The sequence below is a fragment of the Mycolicibacterium canariasense genome, from assembly GCF_002101555.1.
In the GTDB taxonomy this organism is placed as follows: domain Bacteria; phylum Actinomycetota; class Actinomycetes; order Mycobacteriales; family Mycobacteriaceae; genus Mycobacterium; species Mycobacterium canariasense.
This window is the reverse complement of sequence record NZ_LQOL01000042.1, coordinates 183,831-210,677: the sequence shown is the minus strand read 5'-3', so window position 1 is coordinate 210,677 and position 26,847 is coordinate 183,831. Positions and strand designations below refer to the sequence as shown.

At 68.8% G+C, this 26,847-nt stretch carries 26 protein-coding genes, 1 tRNA gene and 1 pseudogene; 19 read left to right on the top strand and 9 right to left on the bottom strand.

Annotation, left to right across the window (positions count from 1 at the left end; all coding sequences use genetic code 11):
- The first annotated feature begins 3 nt into the window (after positions 1-3).
- A complete protein-coding gene (locus AWB94_RS10280; RefSeq protein WP_062660482.1) occupies positions 4-618 on the top strand; it encodes a maleylpyruvate isomerase family mycothiol-dependent enzyme in 615 nt (204 codons plus the stop codon).
- 6 nt (positions 619-624) lie between these two features.
- Here AWB94_RS10280 and AWB94_RS10275 read toward each other — a convergent pair whose 3' ends face one another.
- Positions 625-2,163 (bottom strand): class I SAM-dependent methyltransferase, encoded by a 1,539-nt coding sequence (locus AWB94_RS10275; RefSeq protein ID WP_131805465.1) that lies wholly within the window; start codon positions 2,161-2,163, stop codon positions 625-627.
- Between the two features lie 111 nt (positions 2,164-2,274).
- Between AWB94_RS10275 and AWB94_RS10270 the strand changes: the two genes are divergently transcribed.
- Positions 2,275-3,051: an SDR family NAD(P)-dependent oxidoreductase gene (locus AWB94_RS10270; protein ID WP_062660375.1), complete on the top strand. Its 777-nt coding sequence runs from the start codon at positions 2,275-2,277 to the stop codon at positions 3,049-3,051.
- A gap of 64 nt (positions 3,052-3,115) precedes the next feature.
- Here the strand turns inward: AWB94_RS10270 and AWB94_RS10265 are convergent, their stop codons facing one another.
- Positions 3,116-4,240, bottom strand: coding sequence for an NDMA-dependent alcohol dehydrogenase (locus AWB94_RS10265; protein WP_062660374.1), 1,125 nt, complete (start codon positions 4,238-4,240; stop codon positions 3,116-3,118).
- Between the two features lie 116 nt (positions 4,241-4,356).
- On the opposite strand from AWB94_RS10265, the gene AWB94_RS10260 reads away from it, so the two are divergent.
- Together AWB94_RS10260 and AWB94_RS10255 are read left to right on the top strand one after the other, a co-directional pair.
- The gene (locus tag AWB94_RS10260) at positions 4,357-4,851 is read left to right on the top strand and encodes a VOC family protein (RefSeq protein ID WP_062660373.1); all 495 of its coding nucleotides are present in this window, start codon (positions 4,357-4,359) and stop codon (positions 4,849-4,851) included.
- Between the two features lie 147 nt (positions 4,852-4,998).
- A complete protein-coding gene (locus AWB94_RS10255) occupies positions 4,999-5,910 on the top strand; it encodes a type IV toxin-antitoxin system AbiEi family antitoxin (RefSeq protein ID WP_084395564.1) in 912 nt (303 codons plus the stop codon).
- A gap of 29 nt (positions 5,911-5,939) precedes the next feature.
- Here the strand turns inward: AWB94_RS10255 and AWB94_RS10250 are convergent, their stop codons facing one another.
- Positions 5,940-6,953, bottom strand: a complete 1,014-nt coding sequence (locus AWB94_RS10250; protein ID WP_062660372.1) for a sigma-70 family RNA polymerase sigma factor — start codon at positions 6,951-6,953, stop codon at positions 5,940-5,942.
- A gap of 52 nt (positions 6,954-7,005) precedes the next feature.
- Between AWB94_RS10250 and AWB94_RS10245 the strand changes: the two genes are divergently transcribed.
- From AWB94_RS10245 to AWB94_RS10225, 5 genes are read left to right on the top strand one after another with little or no spacing between them, the layout of a single operon-like run.
- Positions 7,006-7,845, top strand: coding sequence for an alpha/beta hydrolase (locus AWB94_RS10245; protein ID WP_062660371.1), 840 nt, complete (start codon positions 7,006-7,008; stop codon positions 7,843-7,845).
- Positions 7,842-8,882, top strand: coding sequence for an alpha/beta hydrolase family protein (locus AWB94_RS10240; protein WP_062660370.1), 1,041 nt, complete (start codon positions 7,842-7,844; stop codon positions 8,880-8,882). The genes AWB94_RS10245 and AWB94_RS10240 overlap by 4 nt, the downstream gene beginning before the upstream one ends.
- A gap of 31 nt (positions 8,883-8,913) precedes the next feature.
- On the top strand, positions 8,914-9,654 hold the full coding sequence (locus tag AWB94_RS10235) for a DUF2786 domain-containing protein (RefSeq protein ID WP_062660369.1): 741 nt from the start codon (positions 8,914-8,916) through the stop codon (positions 9,652-9,654).
- A gap of 19 nt (positions 9,655-9,673) precedes the next feature.
- On the top strand, positions 9,674-10,162 hold the full coding sequence (locus tag AWB94_RS10230; protein ID WP_062660368.1) for a TIGR04338 family metallohydrolase: 489 nt from the start codon (positions 9,674-9,676) through the stop codon (positions 10,160-10,162).
- Positions 10,162-10,809, top strand: coding sequence for an O-methyltransferase (locus AWB94_RS10225; RefSeq protein ID WP_062660367.1), 648 nt, complete (start codon positions 10,162-10,164; stop codon positions 10,807-10,809). The genes AWB94_RS10230 and AWB94_RS10225 overlap by 1 nt, the downstream gene beginning before the upstream one ends.
- Positions 10,810-10,822: 13 nt before the next feature.
- Here AWB94_RS10225 and AWB94_RS10220 read toward each other — a convergent pair whose 3' ends face one another.
- Positions 10,823-11,497: a Crp/Fnr family transcriptional regulator gene (locus tag AWB94_RS10220; protein WP_062660366.1), complete on the bottom strand. Its 675-nt coding sequence runs from the start codon at positions 11,495-11,497 to the stop codon at positions 10,823-10,825.
- A gap of 119 nt (positions 11,498-11,616) precedes the next feature.
- Positions 11,617-12,267: an IclR family transcriptional regulator gene (locus AWB94_RS10215; protein WP_062660365.1), complete on the bottom strand. Its 651-nt coding sequence runs from the start codon at positions 12,265-12,267 to the stop codon at positions 11,617-11,619.
- A gap of 64 nt (positions 12,268-12,331) precedes the next feature.
- Here AWB94_RS10215 and AWB94_RS10210 point away from each other — a divergent pair, with 64 nt between their 5' ends.
- The 3 genes from AWB94_RS10210 to AWB94_RS35085 all read left to right on the top strand — a co-directional run bounded on the left by AWB94_RS10210 (position 12,332) and on the right by AWB94_RS35085 (position 14,619).
- Positions 12,332-13,672: an FAD-binding oxidoreductase gene (locus AWB94_RS10210; protein WP_062660364.1), complete on the top strand. Its 1,341-nt coding sequence runs from the start codon at positions 12,332-12,334 to the stop codon at positions 13,670-13,672.
- 1 nt (position 13,673) lies between these two features.
- Complete coding sequence (locus AWB94_RS10205) at positions 13,674-14,420, top strand: DAPG hydrolase family protein (protein ID WP_062660363.1); 747 nt, start codon at positions 13,674-13,676, stop codon at positions 14,418-14,420.
- A 100-nt stretch (positions 14,421-14,520) separates the two neighbouring features.
- A tRNA-Thr gene (locus AWB94_RS35085) sits at positions 14,521-14,619 on the top strand.
- Between the two features lie 544 nt (positions 14,620-15,163).
- Here AWB94_RS35085 and AWB94_RS36410 read toward each other — a convergent pair.
- Positions 15,164-16,021: pseudogene (locus AWB94_RS36410) on the bottom strand (dihydroxy-acid dehydratase domain-containing protein); the annotation flags it as partial.
- 260 nt (positions 16,022-16,281) lie between these two features.
- On the opposite strand from AWB94_RS36410, the gene AWB94_RS10195 reads away from it, so the two are divergent.
- From AWB94_RS10195 to AWB94_RS10185, 3 genes are all read left to right on the top strand, one after another.
- The gene (locus AWB94_RS10195) at positions 16,282-16,854 is read left to right on the top strand and encodes a DUF305 domain-containing protein (protein WP_085122426.1); all 573 of its coding nucleotides are present in this window, start codon (positions 16,282-16,284) and stop codon (positions 16,852-16,854) included.
- 3 nt (positions 16,855-16,857) lie between these two features.
- A complete protein-coding gene (gene ricR, locus AWB94_RS10190) occupies positions 16,858-17,160 on the top strand; it encodes a copper-sensing transcriptional repressor RicR (protein WP_062660360.1) in 303 nt (100 codons plus the stop codon).
- Positions 17,161-17,345: 185 nt separating this feature from the next.
- Positions 17,346-18,404 (top strand): L,D-transpeptidase, encoded by a 1,059-nt coding sequence (locus tag AWB94_RS10185; protein WP_062660359.1) that lies wholly within the window; start codon positions 17,346-17,348, stop codon positions 18,402-18,404.
- 71 nt (positions 18,405-18,475) lie between these two features.
- Here the strand turns inward: AWB94_RS10185 and AWB94_RS10180 are convergent, their stop codons facing one another.
- Positions 18,476-20,578, bottom strand: a complete 2,103-nt coding sequence (locus AWB94_RS10180) for a M13 family metallopeptidase (protein WP_272937612.1) — start codon at positions 20,576-20,578, stop codon at positions 18,476-18,478.
- A gap of 88 nt (positions 20,579-20,666) precedes the next feature.
- On the opposite strand from AWB94_RS10180, the gene AWB94_RS10175 reads away from it, so the two are divergent.
- Positions 20,667-21,251 carry an Rv1363c family protein gene (locus tag AWB94_RS10175; RefSeq protein ID WP_062660479.1) on the top strand — a complete coding sequence of 195 codons (585 nt, stop codon included), beginning with the start codon at positions 20,667-20,669 and terminating at the stop codon, positions 21,249-21,251.
- Positions 21,248-21,937, top strand: a complete 690-nt coding sequence (locus tag AWB94_RS10170; protein WP_062660358.1) for a hypothetical protein — start codon at positions 21,248-21,250, stop codon at positions 21,935-21,937. The genes AWB94_RS10175 and AWB94_RS10170 overlap by 4 nt, the downstream gene beginning before the upstream one ends.
- On the opposite strand, the gene AWB94_RS10165 is transcribed toward AWB94_RS10170, so the two are convergent.
- Both AWB94_RS10165 and AWB94_RS10160 read right to left on the bottom strand, forming a co-directional pair.
- Complete coding sequence (locus tag AWB94_RS10165; RefSeq protein ID WP_062660357.1) at positions 21,924-22,406, bottom strand: hypothetical protein; 483 nt, start codon at positions 22,404-22,406, stop codon at positions 21,924-21,926. The genes AWB94_RS10170 and AWB94_RS10165 overlap by 14 nt on opposite strands.
- Positions 22,403-25,327, bottom strand: coding sequence for an MMPL family transporter (locus AWB94_RS10160; protein ID WP_062660356.1), 2,925 nt, complete (start codon positions 25,325-25,327; stop codon positions 22,403-22,405). The genes AWB94_RS10165 and AWB94_RS10160 overlap by 4 nt, the downstream gene beginning before the upstream one ends.
- A gap of 364 nt (positions 25,328-25,691) precedes the next feature.
- Here AWB94_RS10160 and AWB94_RS10155 point away from each other — a divergent pair, with 364 nt between their 5' ends.
- Both AWB94_RS10155 and AWB94_RS10150 read left to right on the top strand, forming a co-directional pair.
- Positions 25,692-26,246, top strand: coding sequence for a hemophore (locus tag AWB94_RS10155; protein ID WP_062660478.1), 555 nt, complete (start codon positions 25,692-25,694; stop codon positions 26,244-26,246).
- A 181-nt stretch (positions 26,247-26,427) separates the two neighbouring features.
- On the top strand, positions 26,428-26,811 hold the full coding sequence (locus AWB94_RS10150; protein ID WP_062660355.1) for a heme-binding protein: 384 nt from the start codon (positions 26,428-26,430) through the stop codon (positions 26,809-26,811).
- Positions 26,812-26,847 lie beyond the last annotated feature (36 nt).

The following is a 26,847-nucleotide window of genomic DNA, read 5'->3' as shown; positions in this document are numbered from 1 at the left end:
CCGGTGGCAGCCGTGCACGCCCTGGCCCGGGCCGAACGCGAGGCCTTCGCCGACCTGCTGGACGGCCTGACCGCCGAGCAGTGGGATGCCGCCAGCCTCTGCGCGGGGTGGACCGTGCGCGATGTCGTGGTACACACCATCGCCTACCTGGACCAGAGCCGGATGGCATTGGCCCGCAGCATGTTTGCCACCCGGTGCAACGTCGATCGGCTGAACGCCCACGCCCTGGCCGAGCACCGCCTGCTGTCGCCGGCCCGGCTCACCGAACTGATGCACCAGGACGCCCGGCCGGCCGGCGCCGGCGCGCTGTACGGCGGCCGGGTGGCGCTGATCGAATGCCTGATCCATCAACAGGACATCCGCCGGCCACTGCGGCTGCCCCGGGTCGTCGATCCCGCTGCGCTGCGCTACGCGCTCCGCTACGCCAGGGCGAGCCCGGTGATCGGCGCGGCCCGGCGCACCCGCGGGCTGCGGCTGGAGGCCACCGATCTGGACTGGGCCGCCGGGCGCGGACCACAGGTGCGGGGCGCCGCCGAGGCACTGCTGTTGGCGATGACCGGGCGGGCCGCGCAGGTGCGCGCCGAGCTGTCCGGTGCCGGGGTGGAATTGCTGTGCTGAGCGGAGTCAGGCCAGCTTCAGCTCGGCGAGCCGATGGCGCAGGGTGCGCACCTGCTCGGTGACCACGTCGCGGGTGCCCGCCCCGCCGGCCAGCAGCGCCTCGATCAGCTGATCGTCGTCGCGACTGCCGTCGAGCAGCGGCAGCAGCTGCCGATCCAGCGGCTCCAGCGGCACCGTTTCGTGCCAGCGGTTGAAGGTGGCCGCGTCGTCGGTATTACTGGTCAATTCCGCAGCGCGCCTGGCATATTCGTCGATGCGCGGCATGGTGCCCATCGGATCGGGGCGCACCGGGTCCAGTCGGTAATGGGCTTGGCCCTGCATCACCAGCACACTGATCAGATCGTCGAGGTGGGCGGCCAGGTCCGGACTCGGCTGCGTTCCCGCGTCGAGCAGCCGCTCGTGGGTGACGGCCACCAGTTCATCGTGCGACACCGTCCACGGCCAGCGCGTGCCGAGCACGTCCAGCGCCGCTTTGATCGCCGGTGCGTTGGTGAACAGCGTGGCCCCGTCGGCCTGCCGGAACTCCTGGCGGGAATCATCGAGGCGGACCGGTCCGTCGATCGGTGGCACCAGCGCCGCCAGGTGCAACCGGCGGAACCGGTCGGCCGTCGGGTTGTAGTCGATCTGCTGTGCCCGTTCGGCGGGCACGAACAGGGACTGCCGGAAGGTGCGGTTGGTGACGAAGTCCAGGTATTGCTCCACCAGCACCTGAGCGGTGACGCCGTTGGCGGCCAGGTATTCGGCGACCTTCGGGCCGTGGTTGGCCGGGATCATCACCTCCGGGCGCGCCTCGCCCAGATAGGCCAGCCCGTGCGCGTTCGCCCTGGCGAGCACCTCGTAGAAGTAGCGCGGCGTGTTGAACGTCTCGAGCTCGTCGTGCAGCAGATACGAGTCGCCGAAACCCTCGTCGGCCGCTCGCCACTCGGCCAGGATGGCCGCCAGCACACCCTCAGCCGGGGCCACCTCCGCCAGGAAGTCGGCCATGCCACGGGCCTGGCGCACCTTGTCCTCCGGGGCCTGGCCGGCGCCGGCGGCCAGCAGCATGGCGTCGCGCACGACCTCCTTGGTCTTCCAGCCCGGGTACACGTTGTAGCTCAGGTAGGCGACGCCGTCGGCGGTCAGGCCGGTGCGGACCGCGGCCAGCAGGGCTTCGGCGACCTCGTCGGGCACCCAGCTGTACACGCCGTGGGCGACGATGTAGTCGAACCTGCCCAGCGCGGCCAGGTCCATCCGGGCGATATCGCCGGCGATCAACCGCAGGTTCTCGATGCCCAGCGCCTGCACCCGGTCGCGTCCGGCCTCGATCTGGACCTCGGAGAGGTCGATGCCCACCACCTCGGCGTCCGGATGGGTTGCGGCGAACGGCACGATGTTGCCGCCGGCGGCGCACCCGATCTCGAGCACCCGGGCGGTCGCGACGGCCGGCGGCTGCAGCCCGAACAGATGGGCCACCGCGGCCAGCGTCCCCGGCGCCGACTGCGGGAACGAATTCGAGACGTATGGGGTCTCGTCGTAGTCGGAACGAAGCATGTCGATGGCGGTCAATGCCACAACTCCTGTCTGTGCCCACGCAAAACTGCGCGGCACGGTACGCGGTGCAGGTGAACTCTCCGTGCCGCGCCCGACCCACCGGTGGATAGGCCTTAGTCTGTCGTCGTGGATATCAATGGAGCTAGTGCAATCGTCACCGGTGGCGCGTCGGGTATCGGCGCGGCCAGCGCACGCCAGCTGGCGGCCAAGGGCGCCAGGGTTGTCGTCGCGGACCTGAACGCCGAAAAAGGGCAGGAACTCGCGCACGAGATCGGCGGCGTCTTCGTCACCGTCGACGTCACCAACACCGACCAGATCGTCGACGCCGTGAACACCGCCGCCGACCTCGGTCCGCTGCGCGCCCTGGTGAACTCCGCGGGCATCGGCTGGGCCCAGCGCACCATCGGTAAGGACGGGCAGTTCGAGTCGGCGCACAACCTGGACGTCTACAAGAAGGTGCTGGCGATCAACCTGGTCGGCACCTTCGACTGCATCCGGCTGGCCGCCACCGCGATGAGCCGCAACGAGCCCACCGACACCGGCGAGCGTGGCGCGATCGTCAACCTGACCAGCGTCGCGGCGTTCGACGGCCAGATCGGCCAGGCCGCCTACAGCTCGTCCAAGGGCGGCGTCGTGGGCCTGACCCTGCCGGTCGCCCGCGACCTGGCCGCCGTGGGCATCCGGGTGAACACCGTGGCGCCCGGCCTGATCGACACCCCGATCTACGGCGAGGGCGAGGCGTCCGAAGCCTTCAAGGCCAAGCTCGGTGAGTCGGTGCTGTTCCCGCACCGCCTCGGCAAGCCCGAGGAGCTGGCCTCGATGGTCATCGAGCTGATCACCAACTCCTACATGAACGCCGAGGTGGTCCGCGTCGACGGTGGCATCCGGATGCCACCCAAGTAACCCGGTTCACGCGAAGGGCCCCCGCAGGTGCGGGGGCCCTTTTGCGTATGGGGGCGTGTGCGACCTACCAGTCCGACTCGTCGAAGCGGATCACGCCGCGAATGTTGTTCCCGTCCAGCATGTCCTGGTAGCCCTGATTGATGTCCTCGAGCTTGTAGGTCCGGGTGATCATGTCGTCGATGTTGAGCAGGCCGGACTTGTACAGCGCCACCAGCCGCGGGGTCTCGACGTGACTGCTGCCGCCGCCGAAGATGTTGCCCTTCAACGTCTTCTGCAACATGGTGAACAGGAACAGGTTCAGCTTCACGTCGGCGTCGAACATCGAGCCCATGCCCGTCACCACACAGGTGCCGGTCTTGGCCGTCAGGATCATCGCCTCTTCGATGTACTCGCCCTTCATCTCGCCGACGGCGATGATCACCTTGTCCGCCATCAGGCCGTAGGTGGTGTCGATGACGGGCGCGATGGCTTCGGCCATCGACGGGTAGACGTGGGTGGCGCCGAACTTGATGGCTTGTTCGCGCTTCCATTCGTTCGGGTCGATGGCGATGACGTGCTTGGCTCCCGAGATCACCGCGCCCTGCAGGGCGCTCATCCCGATGCCGCCCACACCTATGACGATCACCGTCTCGCCCGGCTTCACCTCGGCGACGTTGGTGGCCGATCCGAACCCGGTGGGCACGGCGCAGCCCATGATGGCGGCGGTCTCGAACGGGATGTCCTTGTCGATCTTGACGACCGAATCCTTGTGCACCGTCATGTAGGGCGCGAAGGTGCCCAGCAGGTTCATCGGGGACACCTCGTGGGATCCCGCGTGGATGCGGTTGGTGCCGTCGGCGATGGCCTTGCCGCCGAGCAGGACGGCGCCGCGGTCGCACAGCGAGCGGAAGCCCTTCAGGCACGGCGGACACTGCCCGCACGCCGGGATGAACGCGAGGATGACGTGGTCGCCCTCCTCGATGCCGGTGACGTTCTTGCCGACCTTGGTGACCACCCCCGCACCCTCGTGTCCGCCGAGGGCGGGCAGGCCGATCGGGGTGGCGCCGGTGGTGATGTGGTAGTCGGAATGGCACATCCCCGCGGCATGCATGCGGATCTGGACCTCATCGGCGACGGGGTCACCGAGCTCGATCTCATCGACTGTGAACGGCGAGTTGAGTTCCCACAGCAGGGCGCCCTTGGTCTTCATGGCATGCGATCATAGAACAGGTTCTAGATTTATGGCTATCGACCCTGTGAAGTGCTGATTCGTCTGCTTCGATGAATTGTGCGATGAATCTCGCGGGCGGTGCCGGTCTACCTCGTATGACTCAGATCAGCGCCCACATCGTTCCCAACCTCTGGTTCGACCGGCAGGCCGAGGAGGCCGCCGAGCACTACATCGCCGCGTTCGGCGGCAACGGCCGGATCATCACCACGATCGCCGCCCACCCCGCGTCGCCGTCGCCGCAGGACGTGCCCGTGGTGGTCGAGTTCGAGCTCGCCGGTCAGCGGATCGTCGGGATCAACGGCGGACCGCAGTTCACCTTCACCGAGGCCGTGTCGCTAGAGGTGCGGGTCAGCGGTCAGGACGAGCTGGACCGGCTGTGGGCCGCACTGGTCGAAGGCGGGTCCGAGCAGCCGTGTGGCTGGCTCAAGGACAAATACGGGCTGTCCTGGCAGGTCACCCCGACCGAGTACTACGACCTGCTGGCCGAGGGTGACGCGGCGGCCCAGGACCGGTTGATGAACGCGGTGCTGACGACCGTCGGCAAGTTCGACATTGCCGCGCTGCAGGCGGCGGTACGGGGCGAAGGCTGAGTGTCGGGTTGAGTCACGTGGCGCGGCATTCGTCGTGCCCGAACCCAACATTCGGTTTCATCCCCAGCCGCGGATTCATCCACACGGATCGGTTTCCGCCGCGGCGGGCACGCGTGCTCGGTCGGTGGGGGCGACGACATTGTTGCCATGAACGTCGGCATGGACCCCGCATTGCCGTTCCTCGGGACCGAGGCCCGCTCGGCCGGGCTCGTCACCAAACGCACGCTGCGCAGTCGGCACCGCCTGATCTATCGCAACGTCTATCTGCCCAACGGCGTGGAACTGACGCCGGTGCGCCGCGCCATCGCGGCGTGGCTTTGGTCGGATCGTCGGGCGGTCCTGTCAGGGATGTCGGCCGCGGCGCTGCTCGGCTCGAAGTGGATCGACCAGGAGGCACCCGCGGAGTTGACTCGGCGCGGGGCAGCCGACGTCGACGGCATCGTCGTCCATCGTGAGGTGCTGCGCGGTGACGAGGTGATGACGGTTCGCGGCATACCGGTGACGACGCCAGCCCGCACCGCCTTCGACCTGGGCCGCCGTCTCGACCGTGTCCCGGCCGTGACGGCGTTGGATGCGCTCGCCCAGGCTTCGGGTGTGTGTGCACACGATGTCGCTGCGCTCGTGGAGAGGCACCGCGGAATGCGCGGGATCCTCGGGCTGCGCGAGGCGCTGTCGCTGATGGACGGTGGCGCGGAATCGCCCCAGGAGACGAGGACCAGACTGGTGCTGCTCGACGCGGGTTTGCGACAGCCGCGCACCCAGATCGTGGTGCGGAACGTATACGGCGATTTCGTGGCGCGCCTGGACATGGGATGGGACGAGTTCAAGGTCGGCGTCGAATACGACGGCGCCCAGCACTGGACCGATCCTGTCCAGCGCACCCGGGACATCGACCGATCGGCCGAGCTTTCGGCACTGAAGTGGACGATCATTCGCGTCAGCGCGGATCTGCTGCGTCGCCGCCCGCACGTCCTGGTCACGCGGGTCCGCTCCGCCCTGCGGAACGCCGGCTGCCCATGGATCGGCGATTCACCCGAGTGTCGGCCTGGGGCGCGCTGAGGCGAAGAAAGCGAGCCCGAACCCGACACTCAAAGTGCCGCGGGCAGCCCGAAGGTCTCGAACAGGCGCGGCTCCATGAACGCCACGACGTGCGCGATACCGCCGGGCGTGATGTCCAGGACGTGCAGCTGGAACGCCTCGTGCACGTCGGTCTGCGGATTGCGCATGTACATCGCGGCCGCGGACTGGCCGTTGGCGGTGGTGGTGATGAACCGCATATCGCCGGGACGCTCGGCCGGGCACTTGTGCTTGGAGAGCAGACCGATCGCTTCCGGGCCGCGGTACCAGGTGTCGAAGGGCGGCATCTCCCAGATGGCCTCTTCGGTGAACAGGGTCACCAGCTTGTCGATGTCGTAGGCCTCGAACGCCGCGATGTAGCGGCGCAGTTGTTCCTGCGCTTCCGGGGACTCGGGCGCCGACAGCGTATCGTCCTGGCTGGGGCCCACCTCGTCCAGCTGGGCGCGGGCCCGCTGCAGCAGGCTGTTCACCGCGGCCGTCGACGAACCGATCGCATCGGCGACTTCGGCTGCGCGCCACTGCAATACGTCGCGCAGCACCAGCACGGCCCGCTGCCGCGGGGACAGATGCTGCAGTGCCGCGACGAAGGCCAGCCGCACCGACTCCCTGGACTGCACCACCTCGGCGGTGTCCGGCAGCGGCTCCAGCCAGGGCACCTCGTGATGTTCGAGGATCTCGGTGGTCGGGTCGGCGCTGTCGGTGCCCAGGCCAGACGGCAGCGGCCGGCGCTGCTTGTTCTCGATGGCGGTCAGGCAGGTGTTGGTGGCGATGCGGTACAGCCAGGTGCGGGCCGAGGATTTGCCCTCGAACCCGTCGTAGGACTTCCAGGCCCGCAGGAAGGTCTCCTGCACCAGATCCTCGGCGTCGTGCACGGAGCCGGTCATCCGGTAGCAGTGCGCCAGCAGCTCGCGCCGGTACTGCTGCGCGTCCGCGAGGAACGCGTCGGGGGAATCCGCCTTCGCGGAACGGCCGGCCATATCTGTGAGGACGCTCACGCTTGAGAGCTTACGCACCGGCACCGACAAACGCGTGCCCTCGCGGCCTCCGATCGCGGCGGCCCCCCGTTAGGCTCGTCGGGTGGCCACCACACGCACTGAACGCAGCTTCGACGGTGTCGGAGGCACCCGCATCGTCTACGACGTCTGGACCCCGGGTGTAGACCCGAACGGCGTCGTCGTGCTCTGCCACGGCTACGCCGAGCACGCCCGCCGCTACGACCATGTCGCGCAGCGGTTCGGCGAGGCCGGACTGCTCACCTACGCCCTGGACCTGCGCGGGCACGGCCGCTCCGGCGGCAAACGCGTCTACCTCAAGGACATCTCCGAGTACACCGAGGACTTCCACCACCTCGTCGGCATCGCGACGGCGGCGCACCCGGAACTCAAGCGGGTGGTGCTCGGGCACAGCATGGGTGGCGGTGTGGTGTTCTCCTACGGCGTCGAACACCCCGACGACTACGCGGCGATGGTGCTGTCCGGGCCCGCGGTGTACGCCCAGGACGCGGTGTCCCCGGTGATGATCGCGGTGGCCAAGGTGCTCGGCAGCTTGCTGCCCGGCCTGCCCGTCGAGGACCTGCCCGCCGACGCCGTGTCGCGGGACCCGCAGGTGGTGGCAGCCTACGAGGCCGACCCGCTGGTGCATCACGGCAAGCTGCCGGCCGGGATCGCCAAGGCGCTCATCGGCATCGGGGAGACCATGCCGCAACGGGCGTCGGCGCTGACCGCGCCACTGCTGGTGGTGCACGGCGGTCAGGACAAGCTCATCCCGGTGGCAGGCAGCGAACGGCTGGTGGAGTGCGTGGCATCGCAGGACGTCAACCTCAAGGTCTACCCGGAGCTGTACCACGAGGTGTTCAACGAACCCGAGCGCGCGCTGGTGCTCGACGACGTGACCACCTGGATCGAGACCCGGTTGTGAGACGGATCCTCCTGGCGCTGCTGGCGGTGGTGCTGCTGGTCGGCGGCGGCTGCTCGGCGGAGAAGAACACCGAGCCCAAAGGGTGGGTGGACGAGGACGTCAGCTTCGACGCCGACGGCCTGACGATCCACGGCACGTTCCGGCATCAGGGCACCCCGGGCCCGGCGGCCCTGCTGATCTCCGAGAGCGGCCAGACCGATCGCAACGGGGACAACGCGGTGGCCGGCCCCGTCGGCAATATGCGTCAGCTGGCCGAGTACCTGTCCGACCACGGAATCGCGACACTGCGCTATGACAAGGTCGGCACCGGTCGGACCGGCCTGGGCAAGTACAAGGACCACCCCACCGAGGTGGGTAGCGCGGTGTACACCACGGGTGCCCGCGCGGCGATCCGTTTCCTGGCCGGCCGGCCCGGCGTCGATCCCGCCAAGCTGTCGGTATACGCCCTGGGAGAGGGCACGATTCATGCGATGACCCTGGCCGCCGATGGTGCCGTCGCCGGTTCCGACGCGCCCAAGATCCACTCGCTGGGGCTGTTCCAGCCGTTGTCGGGCCGGTACCTGGACATCATCACCGGACGGGTGCATGCCGATGTGGACGCCGCGGTCAGCTCCGGTGCCAAGACCCGCGAGCAGGCCGACGCCGTCGTCGCCGCCTGGAACGCCGCGGTGGCCCAGGCCAGGACGCAGCGCACCGCCCCGGACAAACTGCCGGAGGGATTGTCGGCAATCCTCAACGCGCAGAACGTCAAAGCCGTTGTCGAGGCCGACTCCATCGACCCCGTGGCCCTCGCCGCCAAGGTCCCCGCTGCCACACCGGTGCTGCTGACCTGTTCCGACGCCGACAACCAGGCCGGCTGCCCGGACGAGCAGACGTTGATCGGCGCGCTGGCGCACACCGCGCTCACCGTGGTCCGGCTCAAGGGCGTCAACCATGTGCTGCGCGACGATCCCAGCGACAACGTGGCCAACTACGCGAAGCAGGCGCCATTATCCCCGCAGTTGACCGATGCGCTGAACACTTTTGTGACGAAATAGGTTGTCGGACTGAGCGGTTAGCCTGAGGAACATGAGCGACAAGATGCTGGCCCGGATCGCGGCACTGCTTCGCCAGGCCGAGGGCACCGACAACGCGCACGAGGCGGAGGCCTTCATGGCGGCCGCCCAGCGGCTGGCCACCGCGACGTCCATCGACCTGGCGGTGGCCCGGGCACATTCGGCGCAGCGCACCAAGGCCCAGCTGCCCGTGCAGCGCACCATCACCATCGGGCCGGCCGGCACCAAGGGCCTTCGCACCTACGTGCAGCTGTTCGTGGTCATCGGGCTGGCCAACGACCTCACCTGCGACGTGGCGACCAATTCCACCTATGTCCAGGCGTACGGGTTCGCCGAGGACATCGACGCCACGCACGCGCTGTATGCCAGCCTGGTGACCCAGATGGTCAAGGCCTCCGAGGCGTACATCAATTCCGGTGCACACCGTCCGACGCCGACCATCACCGCGCGGCTGAACTTCCAGCTGGCCTTCGGCGCCAGGGTGGGGCAGCGGCTGGCCGAAGCCAAGGCGGAAGCCGAGCGCGAAGCGGACCGCCAAGACCGCCCGGGCACGGCGCTGGCCTTGCGCAACAAGGATCTTGAACTCAGGTCGTTCTACCGGGAAACGTCGTCGGCGCGGGGCACCTGGCGGGCCAGCAGCGCCTCGGCGGGATACTCGTCGGCCGCCCGGCGTGCCGGTGACCGGGCCGGTAAGCGGGCCCGGCTCGGGCCCAGCCAGGAGTTGCCGGGTGCCCGCAGCCCCTTGAGGCCATGACCGCGACCATGACGCGACCATGACCGAACGCGATGCCCAGCGCGCGAAAGTGTATGCCGCCGAAGGGTTCGTCCGGACGATGTTCGACCGTGCGGCCCAACGGGGTAACGGCGCGATGGACTTCTTCGGCACCCAGCTGACGCTGCCGCCGGAGGCCCGGTTCGCGTCACTGGACGCGGTCCGCCGCTACCTCGACGAGGTGCTGGCCTTGCCCGCCGTGCGAGAGCGCTGGCCGGGTGCCGGGCCGGTGGCGGTGCGGGCCCGGCGTGGACTGACGGCCGCGCATTACGAAGCGGACACCGCAACCATGGCGGTGCCGGACCGGCACACCACCTGGGCGTTGCGCGAACTCGTTGTGCTGCACGAGCTTGCGCATCATCTCTGCGCAGACGGCGCACCGCACGGGCCGGAGTTCGTCACCACCTTCGCTGAGCTGGCCGGTGCCGTGATGGGACCGGAGGTGGCGCATGTGTTGCGGGTGGTCTATGCCAAGGAAGGGGTGCACTGATGGCCGATCCGGTCGCGGTGGACGCGTTGTTCGGGGAACTGTTGGCCACCGAGGATGATGCATTGCGGGCGGCGCGCGAGTCCGCGGCAGCCGAATCCATGCCAGCCATCGAGGTATCGGCCCAGCACGGCCGTCTGCTGCAACTACTGGCCGGGATTCGCGGGGCCCGCCGGATTCTCGAAATCGGCACGCTGGCCGGTTATTCCACCATCTGTCTGGCCCGCGGTGCCGGACCGGACGGGCGGGTGGTGTCGCTGGAGTTCGACGCCCGGCATGCCGAGGTGGCCCGCAGGAATCTGCAGCGCGCGGCGGTGGCCGACCGGGTCGAGGTGATCGTCGGTGCGGCGTTGGATACGCTGCCCACACTGTCGGGCCCGTTCGACTTCTTCTTCGTCGACGCCGACAAGGAGAACAACACCGCCTATGTCGAATGGGCGGTCCGGCTCGCCGAGCCCGGCGCGGTGATCGTCGTCGACAACGTCACGCGGATGGGCCGGGTGCTGGAGCCGGCGGCGAATGACGCGCAGGCCCACGGCGTGCGCGACATGCTGGCGATGATGGGCCGACACCCCCGGCTGGACACCGCCGCCATCCAGACCGTCGGCACCAAAGGCTGGGACGGGTTCGCCATCGCCGTCGTGAGATAGCTACGGGAAGTAGCTACTTCGCGCGCTGGGCCAACCGGGCCGAGTCGTAGATCAGGATCGTCTTGCCCTGCAACTTGATCCAGCCGCGCTGGGCGAAATCCGACAACGCCTTGTTCACCGTCTCCCGGGACGCGCCGACCAGCTGGGCCAGTTCCTCCTGGGTGAGCTCGTGCGTGACGTGCAGGACGTTGCCCTCCTGCCGACCGAACCGCATGGCGATGTCGAGCAGCTGCTTGGCCACCCGACCCGGCACGTCGGTGAAGATCAGGTCCGACAGCGCGCTGTTGGTGCGGCGCAGGCGACGGGCCAACACCCGCAGCAACTGCTCGGCAATCTCCGGACGGCCCATCACCCAGGCGTGCAGTGCCTCGCGGTCCATGCTGACCGCCTTCACCTCGGTCAGCGCGGTGACCGTCGAGGTGCGCGGGCCCGGGTCGAACAGCGCGAGTTCGCCGAACATGTCCGACGGACCCATCACGGTGATCAGGCTCTCCCGGCCGTCGACGGTGCGGCGCCCGATCTTCACCTTGCCCTCGACGATGATGTAGAGCCGGTCGCCGGGCTCGCCTTCGACGAAGACGGTTTGCCCTCGGGAGAACGAAATCTGCTGCAGCTGCGCGATCAGGGCGGCGGCAGCGTCAGGCGTCACGCCCTGGAAGATGCCGGACCGCGCGAGAACGTCGTTCACTCAAGACTCTTTCCGTGCATCTCAGTGCTGTGTTGTGGGCCACTGCTCGGATTCACACTACAGGCCGGGTATTTGACGGCGCAGCGCGTGAGACCGGTGCGCGTCGCGGTCGCCGGTCATCATGACGCGAACGGCGCGCCGGCGGACAGCAGCGCCTTGACGATCGCGGCCCGGTTGGCGCGGAACCGGTCGCTGGGGGCCGGCACCGAAATCGCCACGATCTGACCGCTCGGGGTGCGGCCGGCGATGCCCGCCGCGGAGATGCCCGGTGTGTGCTCGTCCAGATCGAGCGCCACCTCGCCGCCCGACCCTGCCAGTACGGCGATCGCCGCCTTCCCGTTGGCGGTGCTGCCCACCGGAAAACGCACGCCGACGGCCGAGACCGCACGGAGCCGGTGCCCGGACTCGATCTGGTCGATGAACCACATCTCGCGGCCGTGCAGCACGGACAGGTCGACCGTCTCGCCGGTGGTGTCGGCGATGCGCTGCAGCGTGGGGCGGAACGCGGCGACCAGGTGGGCGTTGTCGGAACCGGTGAGGCCGAGCAGTCGGTCACCCAGGCCGAAGCGGCCGGCCTCGTCCACGGCGGCATACCCGATGTCGGTCAACGCCAACAGGATCCGCCGCACCGTGGATTTGGCCAATCCCAACCGGTTTTCCAGATCGACCTGGCGTAATCGGCCGGGCTCTGCGGCGATCTCGTCCAGTGCTGCGGCGGCCCGGCGCAGCACCTGGATACCGTCTTCGCGATTCGGGTCCGCCGCAGGCATCGGCTCACTATAGTGACCCGCATCGTGGTCTACAAGGATCCGCATAGTGAATCTAGGAGTCACCGTGGCTGCACTCGATACGGCGCGGTATTTCGTCCGGGGCGCTGACGGCTACGAAGCCGCCCGGCGAGCGACGGTGTGGAATGCGCGCCTTCCGCAGCGCTTTCCGGATCTCATCGTGCAGGCCGCCGACGTCGCCGACGTGGTGGCGGCGGTCCGTCACGCCGCCGAGCGCGACCTGACGATCGGGATCCGTTCGGGCGGTCACAGCTGGGCGGCCAACCACGTACGCGACGGCGGACTGCTCCTCGACGTCAGCCGCCTGGACTCGTGCCGCGTCGACACGACAGCGATGACGGCCGTCGTCGGTCCCGGGAAAGGGGGCAGTGCGCTGGCCGTCGAGCTGGCCGAGCAGGGATTGTTCTTTCCTGCCGGGCATTGCCGCGGGGTGGCGATCGGCGGCTATCTGCTGCAGGGCGGCTACGGCTGGAACAGCCGTGTGCTGGGCCCGGCGTGTGAGAGCGTTCTGGGTCTGGACGTGGTGACCGCCGACGGCGCGCAGGTGTACTGCGATAGCGAGCATCACCCCGAATTATACTGGGCGGCAAGAGGTTCTGGCCCAGGTTTCTTCGGTGTGGTGACCGCCTTCCATCTGCGGTTGTACCCCAAGCCGCCGGTGTGCGGCAGCAGCCTGTACGTGTACCCCATCGAGTCGGCGGACGCGGTGTTCGGCTGGGCGCGGGAGATCAGCGCCGAGGTGGACCGGCGGGTGGAGCTGCAGATCGTCACCTCGACCGAGATCCCCGGCGTCGGTCTGCGCACGCCGGGGATCGTGCTGGCCTCACCGGTGTTCGCCGACACCGAGGATCAAGCCAAAGCCGCACTGGCACTTCTCGATAGCTGCCCGGCACGCGCCGACGCCCTGATCGCCGTACCGTTCGCGCCCGCCGACCTGCCCAGCTGGTTCGACGCGGTGATGAGCAACTATCCGTCCGGGCACCGCTACGCCACCGACAACATGTGGACGTCGGCTCCGGCCGCGGATCTGGTTCCCGGCGTCCGGCGGATCATCGAGACCATGCCACCGCACCCCTCGCATTTCCTGTGGCTGAACTGGGGTCCGTCGCCGGCGCGTCAGGATATGGCGTACAGCTTGGAGGACGAGATCTACCTGGCGTTGTACACCGCCTGGTCCGATCCGGCCGACGACGCGCGGTACGGCGACTGGGCGCGCTCGAACATGGCAGAGATGGCACACCTGGCCACCGGTGTGCAACTGGCCGACGAGAATCTGGGGGAGCGGCCGGCCAGGTTCGCCACCGATGCCAGCATGGCGCGTCTTGATGCCGTTCGCGCCCAATATGATCCGCACTGTCGATTCCACAGCTGGATGGGGCGGGTCTGAGATGGGCTATCTGGGTTACCGCGGCGATGACGCCGCTACCGAGTTCGGGTCGTTTTTCCGGGAGGAGATGGCCCCGCTGCCCCGCCATGTCGTGCAGGCCCTCGAGCACGGACCGCAGGCGGGTCCCGTGCTGCCCGACTTCCAGGACCGGCTGACGGAGCAGGGTTACCAGCAGACCGAGAACGGTTATGGCTCGGTGGCAGACGGTGGTTTCACGGTGGCGGTGCGCACCGATATGCCCGGTGTGACGCCGCAGATGTGGCAGTGGTGGTTCGGCTGGCACGGCTGCGATCCGCGGCGTTACAAGCTGTGGCATCCGCGGGCTCATGTCTCGGCACGCTGGCGCGACGGCCGCGACGAGCTGGCATACATCGGACGCACCTCACTGGTGCACGAGTACATCGGATCGCAATTTACCTCAGCGGCAATCCAATTCGTGGAGCCGTCGGTGCTCGGGCATGCGGGCGTGGCGATCACGGCGCGGCTGGGCTCGCCGGACCTACCGGTGGACATCGGCTGGCTGGTGCACCAGGTGCGGCCGACGGCCGAGGGCGCGGAGATGCGCTCCCGGTTCTGGATGGGTGGACGGCATGTGGCGTTACGCGCCGCGCCGTCGCCGGCCGATCGGGCGTTGCGGCTCGTCGCCGCCCGCCGGCTACCCGATCCGCGGGACCTGCTGGTGCACTGTGCGCAGGAGATGAACCACCTGGCCGGCTTCCTGCCCGACCTGCACGCGCGTTTCGGTTAGGCCACGCGCGTGCGCAAAATGCCATGCATTGCGGTGCGTCGCCGTGCAGACGCGCACGCTCGGCCGGATCAGGTGCAGACGGCGCCGGTGGCCGCCGAGCCGACCAGCTTGGTGTACTTGGCCAGCACACCGGTCTTGTAGACCGGCGGCAGCGGCTCGAAACCGGCCTTGCGGGCCTCGAATTCGGCCTCGTCGACCAGCAGATCCAGGGTGCCGTTGGCCACGTCGAGACGGATCCGGTCACCATCGCGGACGAAGGCGATCGGCCCGCCGTCGACGGCCTCCGGGGCGATATGCCCCACACACAGGCCCGTCGTGCCGCCGGAGAACCGACCGTCGGTCATCAGCAGCACATCCTTGCCAAGGCCCGCCCCCTTGATGGCGCCGGTGATCGCGAGCATCTCGCGCATGCCCGGCCCGCCCTTGGGGCCCTCGTAGCGGATGACGACGACGTCGCCGTGCGTGATGGTGCCGTCCTCGAGGGCGTCCAACGCGGCCCGCTCCCGCTCGAAAACCCGCGCCGTGCCCTCGAACACGTCGGAGTCGAAGCCGGCCGACTTCACCACCGCGCCCTCCGGCGCGAGCGAGCCGTGCAGGATGGTGATGCCGCCGGTCGGGTGGATCGGATTGCTCATCGCCCGCAGCACCTTGCCGTCCGGATCCGGCGGCTCGATGTGGGCGAGATTCTCCGCCATGGTCTTACCGGTGACGGTCAGGCAATCCCCGTGCAGCAGGCCGGCATCCAGCAGCGCCTTCATCACCACCGGCACCCCGCCGATCTCGTCGACGTGCTTCATCACGTGCCGGCCGAACGGCTTCACGTCGGCCAGGTGCGGCACCTTCTGGCCGATGCGGGTGAAATCGGCCAGAGTCAGGTCGACCTGCGCCTCCCAGGCGATGGCCAGCAGGTGCAGCACCGCGTTGGTGGAGCCACCGAACGCCATCACCACGGCGATGGCGTTCTCGAACGCTTCCTTGGTCAGGATGTCGCGGGCGGTGATCCCCCGGCGCAGCATCTCCACGACGGCCTCGCCGGACTTGCGGGCGTACTCGTCGCGGCGCTTGTCGACGGCCACCGGAGAAGCGCTGCCGGGCAACGACATGCCGAGTGCCTCGGCGGCCGAGGCCATCGTGTTGGCGGTGTACATGCCGCCGCAGGCGCCCTCGCCGGGGCAGATGGCGCGTTCGATGATGTCGACGTCCTCGCGCGACATCAGCCCGCGCGCACACGCCCCGACCGCCTCGAAGGCGTCGATGATGGTGACTTCCTTCTCGGTACCGTCGGTCAGCCTGGCGACGCCGGGCATGATCGAACCGTTGTAGAAGAACACGCTCGCCAGGTTCAGCCGGGCCGCGGCCATCAGCATGCCGGGAATCGACTTGTCGCAGCCGGCCAGCAGCACGGTGCCGTCCAGGCGCTCGGCCTGCACGACGGTCTCGACGCTGTCGGCGATGACCTCCCGCGACACCAGCGAGAAGTGCATGCCCTCGTGGCCCATGGAGATGCCGTCGGACACCGAGATGGTGCCGAATTCCAGCGGGTAGCCGCCCGCTTCGTGCACACCGGCCTTGACCTGCTGGGCCAGCCGTTGCAGCGACATGTTGCACGGGGTGATCTCGTTCCACGACGAACCGACGCCGATCTGCGGTTTGGCCCAGTCGTCGTCACCCATCCCGACCGCACGCAACATGCCGCGAGCGGCCGTCTTCTCCAGGCCGTCGGTGACGTCACGGCTGCGGGGCTTGATGTCGGGGAAACCGGAAGGAGCGTCTGAGGGCATTGCGTAAGTATGCCTTCGGGGTCGTTACCGGCCCAAACCATCATCACATACCCCGCAGGGGTACCCGGTACGCTGGTGGAGTGCGTGTTCTGGTCTCGGTAGCCCTGCTCGGGGGCGTGCTGCTGTCGGCGGGTTGCTCCGACCGAACCGGGCCGGTGCAGACACCGTCCAGCACGGCTGCGGTGATCACCGACGCGCCCGCGGGCAACAGTGCGCAGGACACCGCATTCGGTGCGGCGCTGCTGCAACTCCAGCAGCAGGCCACCGGGCTGGCCGGGCTGGCCAAGGAGCGCGCGGCCGACCCGGAACTGGTCACCCTGGCCGACACCATCGCCACCGGGCAGCGGGGCGAGAGCGACACCATCAAGGCGCTGATGGTGCAGTGGAGCGACGGGTCGGGCCCGCCGGCCGCGCCGAGTGCCGCGACGCCCGGTGCACTGGACCCGGCCACCCTGAGCCGGCTGGAGTCGCTGCGGGGACCGGAGTTCGACACACTGTGGTTGCAGTCGATGATCGGCTTGCACCGCGGCGTGATCGGCCTGGCCGAGGCGGAGATCAGCGGTGGGCGCAATATCGACGCGCAAACGCTGGCGAAATCGATCCTGAACACGCGTCAGGCGCAGCTGCAACAGATGCAGCAGATGGTGGGGTGAGGAATGGACGATTCGAACGCCGTCGAGCACGGCTATTCGTCGCAGAAGGACAACTACGCCAAACGGCTGCGGCGCATCGAAGGCCAGGTCCGGGGTATCGCCAGGATGATCGAGGACGACAAGTACTGCATCGACATCCTCACCCAGATCAGCGCCGTGAACAGCGCCCTACAGTCCGTGGCGCTCGGCCTGCTGGACGAGCATCTGGGCCACTGCGTCACCCAGGCGGTGGCCGAGGGTGGCCAGGAGGCCGACGCCAAGCTGGCCGAGGCGTCGGCGGCCATCGCCCGGCTGGTCCGGTCCTGAATCGGCGCCGCCGCCGACCGCTGCAAACATCACAGCGTGTAACGCCGCGAGCCGCGGCCACGATCAAACACCCAGGTCAGTGGCGTCGGCTGGGTGGCGATGAGGGGTCTGCCCGGCCTCGCCAGGGTTAATGGGGGCTCGCCGCTGTGCCAGACTGGACAGCAGAAATGTACTGGAGGTGACGCATGTCGCAGCGGACGAGACGCAGACTCGCCAGCGCGATTCTCGCGGCCGGAGTGGTCGCCGGATGGACGATCGGCAGCCCGACTGCCTGGGCCGATCCCGAGGTCGCCCCCGATCCGGGTGTCATCGACGCGCCCCCCGCGCCGGCGCCGCCGCCGGACCCGTTCGCCTTCCCGCCGCCGCCGGATCCGTTTGCGCCGCCGCCACCGCCACCCGGTGATCCGCTGGCTCCGCCGCCGGCCGATCCGCTGGCTGCCCCGCCGCCGGCGCCGTTCAACCCGTTCGCCCCGCCGGCGGTCATCCCCGAGGGCACCCCGGCCGGGCAGAACCCGCTGCCGTACACCGGGGAACCGGTGTTCGCGCCGCCGACATTCAACCCGACCAACGGGGCGATCGCCGGCGCCGCCAAGCCGATCTACATCAACTTCGCGCGGCCGATCGCCAACCGGCAGCTGGCCCAGGACGCGGTGCACATCTCGTCCGTGCCGCCGGTACCCGGTCGCTTCTACTGGACCACCGACACCCAGCTGCGCTGGCGTCCGCTGGCGTTCTGGCCGGCCGGCACCGTCGTCAACATCGACGCCGGGGGCACCAAGTCCAGCTTCCGGGTGCCCGAGCAGCTGATCGCGACCGTCGACGACGCCACCCACACCATGACGGTGACCCGCAACGGCAAGGTGGAGAAGACCTTCCCGGTGTCGATGGGCCGGCCCGACGGCAAGCACGAGACCAAGAACGGCACCTACTACGTGCTGGAGAAGTTCCCGGACATCGTCATGGACTCGTCCACCTACGGGGTACCGGTGGATTCCGCCGAGGGCTACAAGCTCAAGGTGCAGGACGCCGTGCGCATCGACAACAGCGGCATCTTCGTGCACAGTGCGCCGTGGTCGGTGGGCGACCAGGGCAAGCGCAACGTCAGCCACGGCTGCATCAACCTCAGCCCGGCGAACGCCCAGTGGTTCTACGACAATTTCGGCAGCGGTGACGCCGTGGTGGTGAAGAACTCCAAGGGCACCTACAACGCGCCTGACGGGGCGTCGGACTGGCAGATGTTCTAGCCCCAGACACCCAGACTCCCCGCGGTTCCGGTGCGGAACGGCGGGGAGTCTGTTTCCGTGGGCAGGATGAACTAGTTCCAGATGCGCACGCGTCGCTCCGGATCCAGGTACAGCTCGTCGGACTCGTCCACCTCGAACGCGTCGTAGAACGCGTCGATATTGCGCACCACGCCGTTGCAGCGGAACTCCGGCGGTGAGTGCGGGTCGACGGCCAGCCGGCGGATCGCCTCGGCCGCACGGGATTTCGTGCGCCATACCTGCGCCCAGCCGAACAGCACCCGCTGCACCCCGGTCAGGCCGTCGATCACCGGGGCCTCTGCACCTTTGAGCGACAGCTGATACGCCAGCAGCGCGATGGACAACCCGCCCAGATCGCCGATGTTCTCGCCGACGGTGAATGCCCCGTTGACATGATGGCTCGGATCCAGTCCGCGCGGCGTCAACGCCTCGTACTGCTCGATCAAAGCCTTTGTGCGCAGCCCGAATTCGGCCCGGTCCGCGTCGGTCCACCAGTCCACCAGGTTGCCGTCACCGTCGTACTTGGCGCCCTGATCGTCGAAACCGTGCCCGATCTCGTGCCCGATGACCGCGCCGATCCCGCCGTAGTTGGCGGCGTCGTCGGCCTCGGCGTCGAAGAACGGCGGCTGCAGGATGGCCGCCGGGAAGACGATCTCGTTCATGCCCGGGTTGTAGTAGGCATTCACCGTCTGCGGGGTCATGAACCATTCGTCGCGGTCCACCGGAGCACCCAGCTTGGCCAGTTCGCGGTCGTATTCGACGGCGTAGCCACGCTGGTAGTTCCCGTACAGGTCGGCGCGGTCGATCACCAGCGCCGAGTAGTCGCGCCAGCGGGCCGGGTAGCCGATCTTCGGGGTGAACTTGTCCAGCTTGGCCAGGGCGCGCTGCCGGGTTTCCGGGGTCATCCAGTCCAGGTTGGTGATGCTGACCCGGTAGGCCTCCCGCAGGTTGGCCACCAATTCGTCCATCCGTGCCTTGGCGGCCGGGGGAAAGTGCTTGCGCACGTACAGCTTTCCGACGGCGTCACCCATCAGGTTCTCCACCAGGGCCACGCCGCGCTTCCACCGGTCGCGGATGGCCTCGGTGCCCGAGAGGGTGCGCCCGTAGAAATCGAAGTTCTCGGCCACCAGGTCATCGGTCAGCAGCGAGGCGCGCGAGGTGATGACCCGCCAACGCAGCCAGGCCTTCCAGTCCTCCAGCGGTTCGCTCGCCCACAACCCGGCGAACGCGGTCAGGAAATCGGGCTGGCGCACCACCACCTGGGCCGGTGCGGCGCCCAGCGCGCCCATCCAGCCCGACCAGTCGAATCCCGGTGCCTCGGCGGGAAGTTCGGCGAAGGTCCGCAGGTTGTAGGTGAGGTTCGCGTCGCGGCGCTTCACCACATCCCAGTGCGCGGCGGCCAGTTTGGTCTCCAGCGCCACGATGCGGGCCGCGGTGTCGGCGTGCCCGTCGCTGCGCTCGCCCCCGTTACTTCCCCCGTCGCTGCGCTCGCCCCCGCTACCTTCCCCGTACACCAGGGTCAGCATCCGCGCGATGTGCGCCGGATACGCCGCCAGGATCGCGGCGTGCTGCGGGTCCCGGTAGTAGGACTCGTCGGGCAGCCCGAGCCCGGACTGCGACAGATGCAGCAGATACCGCGTGGAGTCCTTGGAGTCGGTGTCGACGTAGACCCCGGTGCCACCGCTGACACCGGCGCGCTGCAATCCGGCCAGCACCACCGCGAGCGCGTCCGCGTCGGCGGCGGCATCGATGACCGCCAACTCCTCGAGCAGGGGGGCCAGCCCGCGCCGGGCCACCGTGTCGGTGTCCATGAAGCTGGCGTAGAGGTCGCCGATGCGGGTCGCATCGGTTGGGCCTGGGATGCGGGTCGCATCGGTTGGGCCTGAGCGCTGTGTGCTGCCGGTGCCGCCGGACTCGGCCGCCTCGGTGATCAGGTCACGCACCTGCTCCTCGGCGCGGTCGGCCAGGGTGCGGAAAGCGCCGTCGGTGGCGCGGTCGGCGGGAATCTCGTAGTCGGCCAACCAGCGTCCGTTGACATGGCCGAACAGGTCATCCTGTGGACGTACCGCGGTGTCGACGAAGCTGAGGTCGATACCGGATGCGATGTCTTCGGCGGGTGAGAGCCCAGCGACCCGGGAATTCGATGTAGTCGTCACTCTCGCATCCTGCCAGAAAGGCCGGATGAGCGGTCCCGCAAAGACCGTCGGGGTCGGCCCCAGCAACGGGCCGGGTAGCCTCACGGCCATGCCAGATCCGCTCACCGAAGAGCCACCCGAGCCGGCGCCGGCCCTCAGCCGCTACGGCATCGCCGCCGGGGTGCTGGCCGTCGTGGCGGTCGCCGCCGCAGTGCTGGCCGCGATGATCTGGTCGGGGCACCGGGGTGAGGCCGGCGAGTTGGCCTACCGCACCCGCGTGCTGCAGACCGCAGCGGACTGGACCGGCGGGCTGGTCAACATGAACAAGGACAACGCCGCGGACAACCTGCAGAAGCTGCGCGACGGCACCGTCGGGCAGCTCAACGTGGAGTTCGACCAGGCGGTCGAGCCGTTCAAGGAGATCGTGGCCAAACTGCAGGCACAGACCGTGGGGCAGGTGGAATCGGTGTCCCTGGAGTCGCTGCGGCACCGGTCCGGCGACGGTGACAAGCCGCCGGCCGATCAGCCCGAGTTGGCGGCGGTGGCATCCCGCACCGACACCGTCCTGGTGGTCGCGACGTCGGTGAGCCAGAACGCCGGTGGCAAACCGCAGACGGTGCGCTGGAATCTGCGCCTCGGTGTCTCCGATGTGGACGGCAAGTTGTTGATCTCGCGGCTGGAGACGATCCGATGAGCAACCGGCTGCGGGTCCTGCTCTTCGACATCCTGGCGCCGTTGGCCGCGATCGTCGCGCTGGTGTACATCGGTGCCGCACTGGCCTGGCCGGCGTGGTGGGTCTCGGTGTGTTCGGTGCTGTGCGTGCTGATCGTCGAGGGCGTGGTGGTCAATGCGGTGCTGTTCCGGCGCGACCGCGTCACGCTGGGCACCGACGACGACGGGCCCGGCCTGCGACTGGCCGTCGCGGCCGGGGCGGCCCTGACACTGAGCGCGGCGGTCATCGTCGGCTACACCAGTTGGACGGTGCCCGAGCGCGACCTGCACAACGACAGCGCCGAGGTGGTCGGCATCGCCAGCAGTGTCGCCGAGGCATCGGCGACGTTCACGCCCAGCAGTCCGAATGCCTCCATCGACCGGGCGACCGCGCTGATGACACCGGACCGGGCGGAATCCTACCGAACCGAATTCGCAGCCGTGGCAAAGGATTTGACGAGCCGCAACGTTTCGGGCCAGGCGCAGACCATCTCGGCCGGGGTGGAGGCCATCGGCCCGGCCGATGCCAGCGTGGCCGTGGTGTTGCGGGGCACCCAGAACGCACCCGGCAAACCGGCCGACGTGGCCGTGCTGGCCCTGCGGATCCTGCTGGCCAAAGAGGGCGGCAAGTGGCTGGTGACCGACGTGACGCCGATCAACGCCCGTTAGCGGCGTCCCGTTGCGCGCGGATCTTGGCGAACCGGTCCGACAGCCGCCGCATCCGGACCATCATCGACGCCGACGGGCAGGCGGCGCCGTCCAGCCAACCGGTGAACTCGTCCAGCGGCACCCCGACGCGGGACGCGAACTCGTGCGACTTCAGTCCGGAGCGGTCCAGCAGCAGCCGGACGTGGTGGGTCACCTCGGCGCGCTCGGTGGCCTCCAGATGTGCCCGCGCCTTGTCCAGCACCTCCGCCAGCGCCGCTGAAACACCGTACGGCTGGGCGGTTTCCAGCACCTCTTCGACCTGACGGGCGGTCCGGCCGAACGGGTCGCGCTTGATGGCGGTCGCGATGCGCTGCCACACCGACAGGTCGTCGTTGTCCAGGGCCGCGCGGATCGCCGAGGTCGGCCAGAACTCGACCGGCCGGTCCCCGGAGGGCACCGGGGTCTGCGCGGGCTTCGCGGCCACCGTCACCTCGTTTCCTCAAGCATCGCCACGGCGACGGACAAGCAGCGCTTGCGGACCGTGGCCCAATCGGTATCGGCCGAAGTCAGCACCTCGGCCGGGTCGTCCTCCGGGCGCGGGTCGGCCAGCCGCCTGATCAGTTGGGAAGCCACCCACTGCGACCGTGAGCGTGTTCCACAGTAATACCGGTCCATCCCGGTCAGGACCGCAGCCGCGGTCTGGGTGTCCATCGATTCGGCCCACCCGGCCAGATCGGCGTAATCGCGGGTGTGGTTGCGGGTCATGATGAGGTATCCCGCCAGCCGCAGCGTCTCGGCCCCGGTGGGGATCAGCAGCCGATCCCCGGTGGGTAGCGCGACGTTGGTCGTTTCCATCGGACTGCTGCGTTCCATCTCCGACCGGTCCGACGCCGCGATGTCCAGCGCGTCCAGCGCCACCGCGAGCCGGCCCCGCCACATGGTGATCGGATGCACCGGCTTACGCACCGCCTGCGTCACGCCGTTGGCGGTGCCGCGGCTGGAACCGACCCCTGCGAACCGGCGTGCGCCGGCCGTCGCGTCGGCGAGCTGGGTGACACGGGGCCGGCAACCGCTGAACACCAGCGGGTCGGCGACGATGATCGACTGCGGAGCAAGGGTCTTGAGCTTGGCCGATGATTTCATCACCACCCGCAGGTCGGCGCCGGGCGCGACCAGACCGGAGATGTCGTCGGGGATGAGCACCAGGTCGCCGATGTCGATCTTGGGCAACGGCTTCTCGAAGTCCACCGAGGGCAGGATGCGGTCCAGCCAGCGCGGCAGCCACCAGTTCCACTGGTCGAACATCGCCATCAGCGCCGGCACCAGGACCAGGCGGACCACGGTGGCGTCCACCGCGATCGCCGTCGCACAGGCCACGCCGATCTGTGCGACCAGCGGCATCCCCGCGAACGCGAATCCGATGAAGACCGCGATCATGATCAGGGCCGCGCTGGTGATGGTGCGGGCGCTGGTGCTCACGCCGTAGGCGACCGCGTCGCGGGTGTTGTTGGTCTGCAGGAACCGTTCCCGGATCCGGGTGAGCAGAAAGATCTCGTAATCCATCGACAGCCCGAACGTCATGGCCAGCACCAGTGGTGGGACGGTGCTGTCCAGGGATGCCAGCGGGGCGAACCCGAGGTCCTCCAGCCAGCCCCATTCGAAGACCACCACCAGACTGCCGTAGGCCGCCGCCACCGACAGCACCGTCATCAGCACGCCCTTGAAGGCCAGGAACACCGACCGGATCGAGATCAGCAACATCACGAAGGCGATGACGCAGACGAACAGGAAGACCCACGGCTGCATGGCCGAGACCCGGTCGTCGAAGTCCTTGATCAGCGCGGTGGGGCCACCGACGTCGATCCGCGCGCCGTCGGTCTGCAGTTTGGGCAGTTCGGCGCGCAGCCAGTCCACCGTCTTGCGCGCCGCGAGATCCTCCGGATCGACAGAGAGCACCGCCGAGAACAACGCGCTGCGGTCGTCCTTGCCGAATGCCGGCGGCGACACCGACGCCACATCGGGGCCCTGGGTGATCCTGGTGCGGATCGATTCGAGCACCGGCGCCGCCTGCGGGCTGTCGGCCTTGATGTCCGGGAAGCTCACCATGATCCGCACCGGCCCGAGGGCGCCGGGCCCCAGTGCCTCGGCCGCGGCGTTCACCCCGCCGCGGATCTCGTGACTCGGGTCGAACTGGCGCAGCATGCTGTTGCCCAGAGACATCGCGAACACCGGTGCGGCCATGGCGAGCAGCAGCAGCGACGCCAGCAGCGCCGACAGCCAGGGCCGGTGCATGACCCAGCCCGTCCACCGGGTCCAGAACCGGGACTGCGTGGTGACCGGCCGGCGGGACCAGTGCAGCAGCGCCGATCGTTTCGCCGCGGCCCTGCCGAAGGTGGCCAGCACCGCGGGGGTGAGGGTGGTCGAGGTGAGCACCGCGATGGCCACCGCCAGGATGGCGCCGGTGGCCATCGACCGCAGGATCGGGGTGTTGATCAGGTAGATGCCGGTCACCGAGGCGATCACGGTGAGTCCGGACAGCACCACGGCCAGCCCGGAGGTGGCCATCGCGGCGTCGGTGGCCTGGGCCGGATCACGGCCGGCGCGCAGCTCCTCCCGGAACCGCATGAGGATGAACAGGGAGTAGTCGACGGCCAGGGCGATACCGAACATCGACACGGTCGACGTCACGAACACCGACATCGTCGTCACCGTCGACAGCAGGAAGACCACGCCCATGGTGACCACGACGGTGCACACCGCCAACAGCATCGGCATCGCGGCGGCCGCCAGCGACCCGAACACCGCCAACAGCACGATCAGCACGACCGGCAGGTTCCACTGCTCGGCCTGGGCGATGTCGTGTTTGGTGGCGGTCTGGGCGGCCGCGCCGAGCGCCCCTTGGCCGATGACGTACAGCCGGACCTTGCCGTCCCGGGTCTGGCCGGCCTGGTCGCCCTCGATGCCGACCTTGGTGCGCAACTGTTTGGCGATGTCGACGGCACCGCTGTTGTTGAAGTCCAGCTGGAGGGTCACGACGTACGGGCGGTCCGGCGCCGGCGGCGGCTGTTGCGCCCCGCCGGCGGCGGAAGACGGGACAGGCGGTGCCACCGTAACCCCGGGCACCTCACCCGCGATGCGCTGCAGCTCGGCGACGGCGGCGTTCATATCCTCGAAGGACGCGTCCGCCCTGGGCACCGCGACGAGCGCCAGCGGCGACGAACCCTGTTCGGGGAACTGCTGTTCGAGCTGGCGCTGGACATACAGCGACTGGGACCCGGCCACCTCGAAGCCGCCGCCGGTCAGGTTGTCCGCCTGGCTCATCGCGAGGTACACCGAGGGCGCGAGCAGCAGCAGCCACACGACGAACACTGCCCAGCGATACCTGCGCAGGCTGCCGCTCAAGCGCATCATGAACTGCTGGATGGCGAGCCTCCGCCTCTCTACCCGCTCGGCTGGTAAGCCCGGAGCCTACCGCAGCCACCTGTGTCCTGACCTGCCGTGAACCGTCCCGTCCCGGGATGCGCCCAGGCGGTGTGCACCGTCGCCGGGCCCGGATCGCCGGTGCCCGCCAACGACACCGTATGCCCTGAACTGGAAGTTTGCTGTGTCGATTTCCCGTGATCCGGTGGGGATGGCATCATGGGCAGGGTTGTTTTCCGGGTCGGGGTCTCTACAAGCCGCTACACGCGGCCGCTACGGCTATGTATGTGCCGGTCATCACCGTTCGTTGACCGGTAATGCGTCCGTCACCGTGAAGGAGTGACCCATGTCGACCATGTCCAGCCTCCCGCGCTCGTTGCGCCGCGCCTTGTTCGGAACATTCGCTGTGAGTGCATTCGGCGGTGTGCTGACGGCGGGCTTGCTCACCCCGGCCGCCGGCGCGGCCACCGATCCCTGCGCCGCCAGCCAGATCGCCAAGACCATCGGCTCGGTGGCCACCTCCACGGGCAGCTACCTGGACGCGCATCCGGAGACCAACCAGGCGCTGACCACCATCGCGCAGATGCCCGCCGGGCCGCAGTCGCTGGCGGCGACCAAGTCGTACTTCGACGCCAACCCGCAGGCCGGTAAGGACATGCAGCAGTTGCAGCAGCCCCTGGTGTCGCTGTCGACGCAATGCCGGCTGCCGATCACGGTGCCCCAGTTGCTGGGGTTGATGCAGGCAGCGCAGAACGCCGGTGGAGGTTTGCCGGCTGCCCTGGCCCCGGCGCAGTCCCTGGGCGCCGCGAGCACCTCGGCGAACGGCTCGTCGACCACCACGGCACCCGCCACGGGGGGTGCCACCGGCACCGGGCCGCTGCCGGGGCCGGCCGCGGTCACCCCTCGATAGCCCCAACGGGCCCGCCGGGCGTCCCGCGCATGCCGCGCGACCTGCATGTTTCAGGTTTCTGAGGATTGGTTGTCAGCAAGCCGCGAAAGTCCATGGGGATTCTGCTTAGCTTCTTGGTGTCGATAACCGCTCGTGGTTACCGGCCCTGGTGAACCTGGATGAATCGGTAAGGAGCTTGACCATGTTGCTCTCGGCTCGTGCTGCGCGGCGTGCGGTTGCTGGCGCGGTGGGCACCGGCGCAGTCGCCGGCGCGATGTTGTTCGGTGCCATCCCCTCGGCCCTTGCCGACGACCCGGCCAACAACCCCCCCAACTGCACCGCGGCCGACCTGGCCGGCGTGGCGTCCGGTGTCTCCGCGGCGACGTCGGCGTACCTGTTCACCCATCCCGACGTGAACTGGTTCTTCACCAGCCTCGAGGGCCTGCCCCGCGATGAGGTCCGCAAGCAGGTGGCCGACTACCTCGACAAGAACCCGCAGACCAAGGCGGAGCTGACGGGCATCCGGCAGCCGCTGGTGGATCTGAAGAACCGCTGCGGCGCCGCGCCGGCGCCTGCCATACCGTAGGAAGCGTGCCGGGCACGCCTGACTCCTCTTCTCCGG

Excerpts from the sequence above, each read along its gene's own strand:
- AWB94_RS10205 (WP_062660363.1), top strand. The coding sequence starts at position 13,674 with ATGGGCTATCTGGGTTACCGCGGCGATGACGCCGCTACCGAGTTCGGG.
- AWB94_RS10160 (WP_062660356.1), bottom strand. The coding sequence starts at position 25,327 with ATGATGCGCTTGAGCGGCAGCCTGCGCAGGTATCGCTGGGCAGTGTTC.
- AWB94_RS10155 (WP_062660478.1), top strand. The coding sequence starts at position 25,692 with ATGTCCAGCCTCCCGCGCTCGTTGCGCCGCGCCTTGTTCGGAACATTC.
- AWB94_RS10225 (WP_062660367.1), top strand. The coding sequence starts at position 10,162 with ATGGCCGATCCGGTCGCGGTGGACGCGTTGTTCGGGGAACTGTTGGCC.
- AWB94_RS10260 (WP_062660373.1), top strand. The coding sequence starts at position 4,357 with ATGACTCAGATCAGCGCCCACATCGTTCCCAACCTCTGGTTCGACCGG.
- AWB94_RS10235 (WP_062660369.1), top strand. The coding sequence starts at position 8,914 with ATGAGCGACAAGATGCTGGCCCGGATCGCGGCACTGCTTCGCCAGGCC.
- AWB94_RS10150 (WP_062660355.1), top strand. The coding sequence starts at position 26,428 with ATGTTGCTCTCGGCTCGTGCTGCGCGGCGTGCGGTTGCTGGCGCGGTG.
- AWB94_RS10215 (WP_062660365.1), bottom strand. The coding sequence starts at position 12,267 with ATGCCTGCGGCGGACCCGAATCGCGAAGACGGTATCCAGGTGCTGCGC.
- AWB94_RS10175 (WP_062660479.1), top strand. The coding sequence starts at position 20,667 with ATGCCAGATCCGCTCACCGAAGAGCCACCCGAGCCGGCGCCGGCCCTC.
- AWB94_RS10265 (WP_062660374.1), bottom strand. The coding sequence starts at position 4,240 with ATGAAGACCAAGGGCGCCCTGCTGTGGGAACTCAACTCGCCGTTCACA.
- AWB94_RS10255 (WP_084395564.1), top strand. The coding sequence starts at position 4,999 with ATGAACGTCGGCATGGACCCCGCATTGCCGTTCCTCGGGACCGAGGCC.
- AWB94_RS10185 (WP_062660359.1), top strand. The coding sequence starts at position 17,346 with ATGTCGCAGCGGACGAGACGCAGACTCGCCAGCGCGATTCTCGCGGCC.
- AWB94_RS10230 (WP_062660368.1), top strand. The coding sequence starts at position 9,674 with ATGACCGAACGCGATGCCCAGCGCGCGAAAGTGTATGCCGCCGAAGGG.
- ricR (WP_062660360.1), top strand. The coding sequence starts at position 16,858 with ATGGACGATTCGAACGCCGTCGAGCACGGCTATTCGTCGCAGAAGGAC.
- AWB94_RS10170 (WP_062660358.1), top strand. The coding sequence starts at position 21,248 with ATGAGCAACCGGCTGCGGGTCCTGCTCTTCGACATCCTGGCGCCGTTG.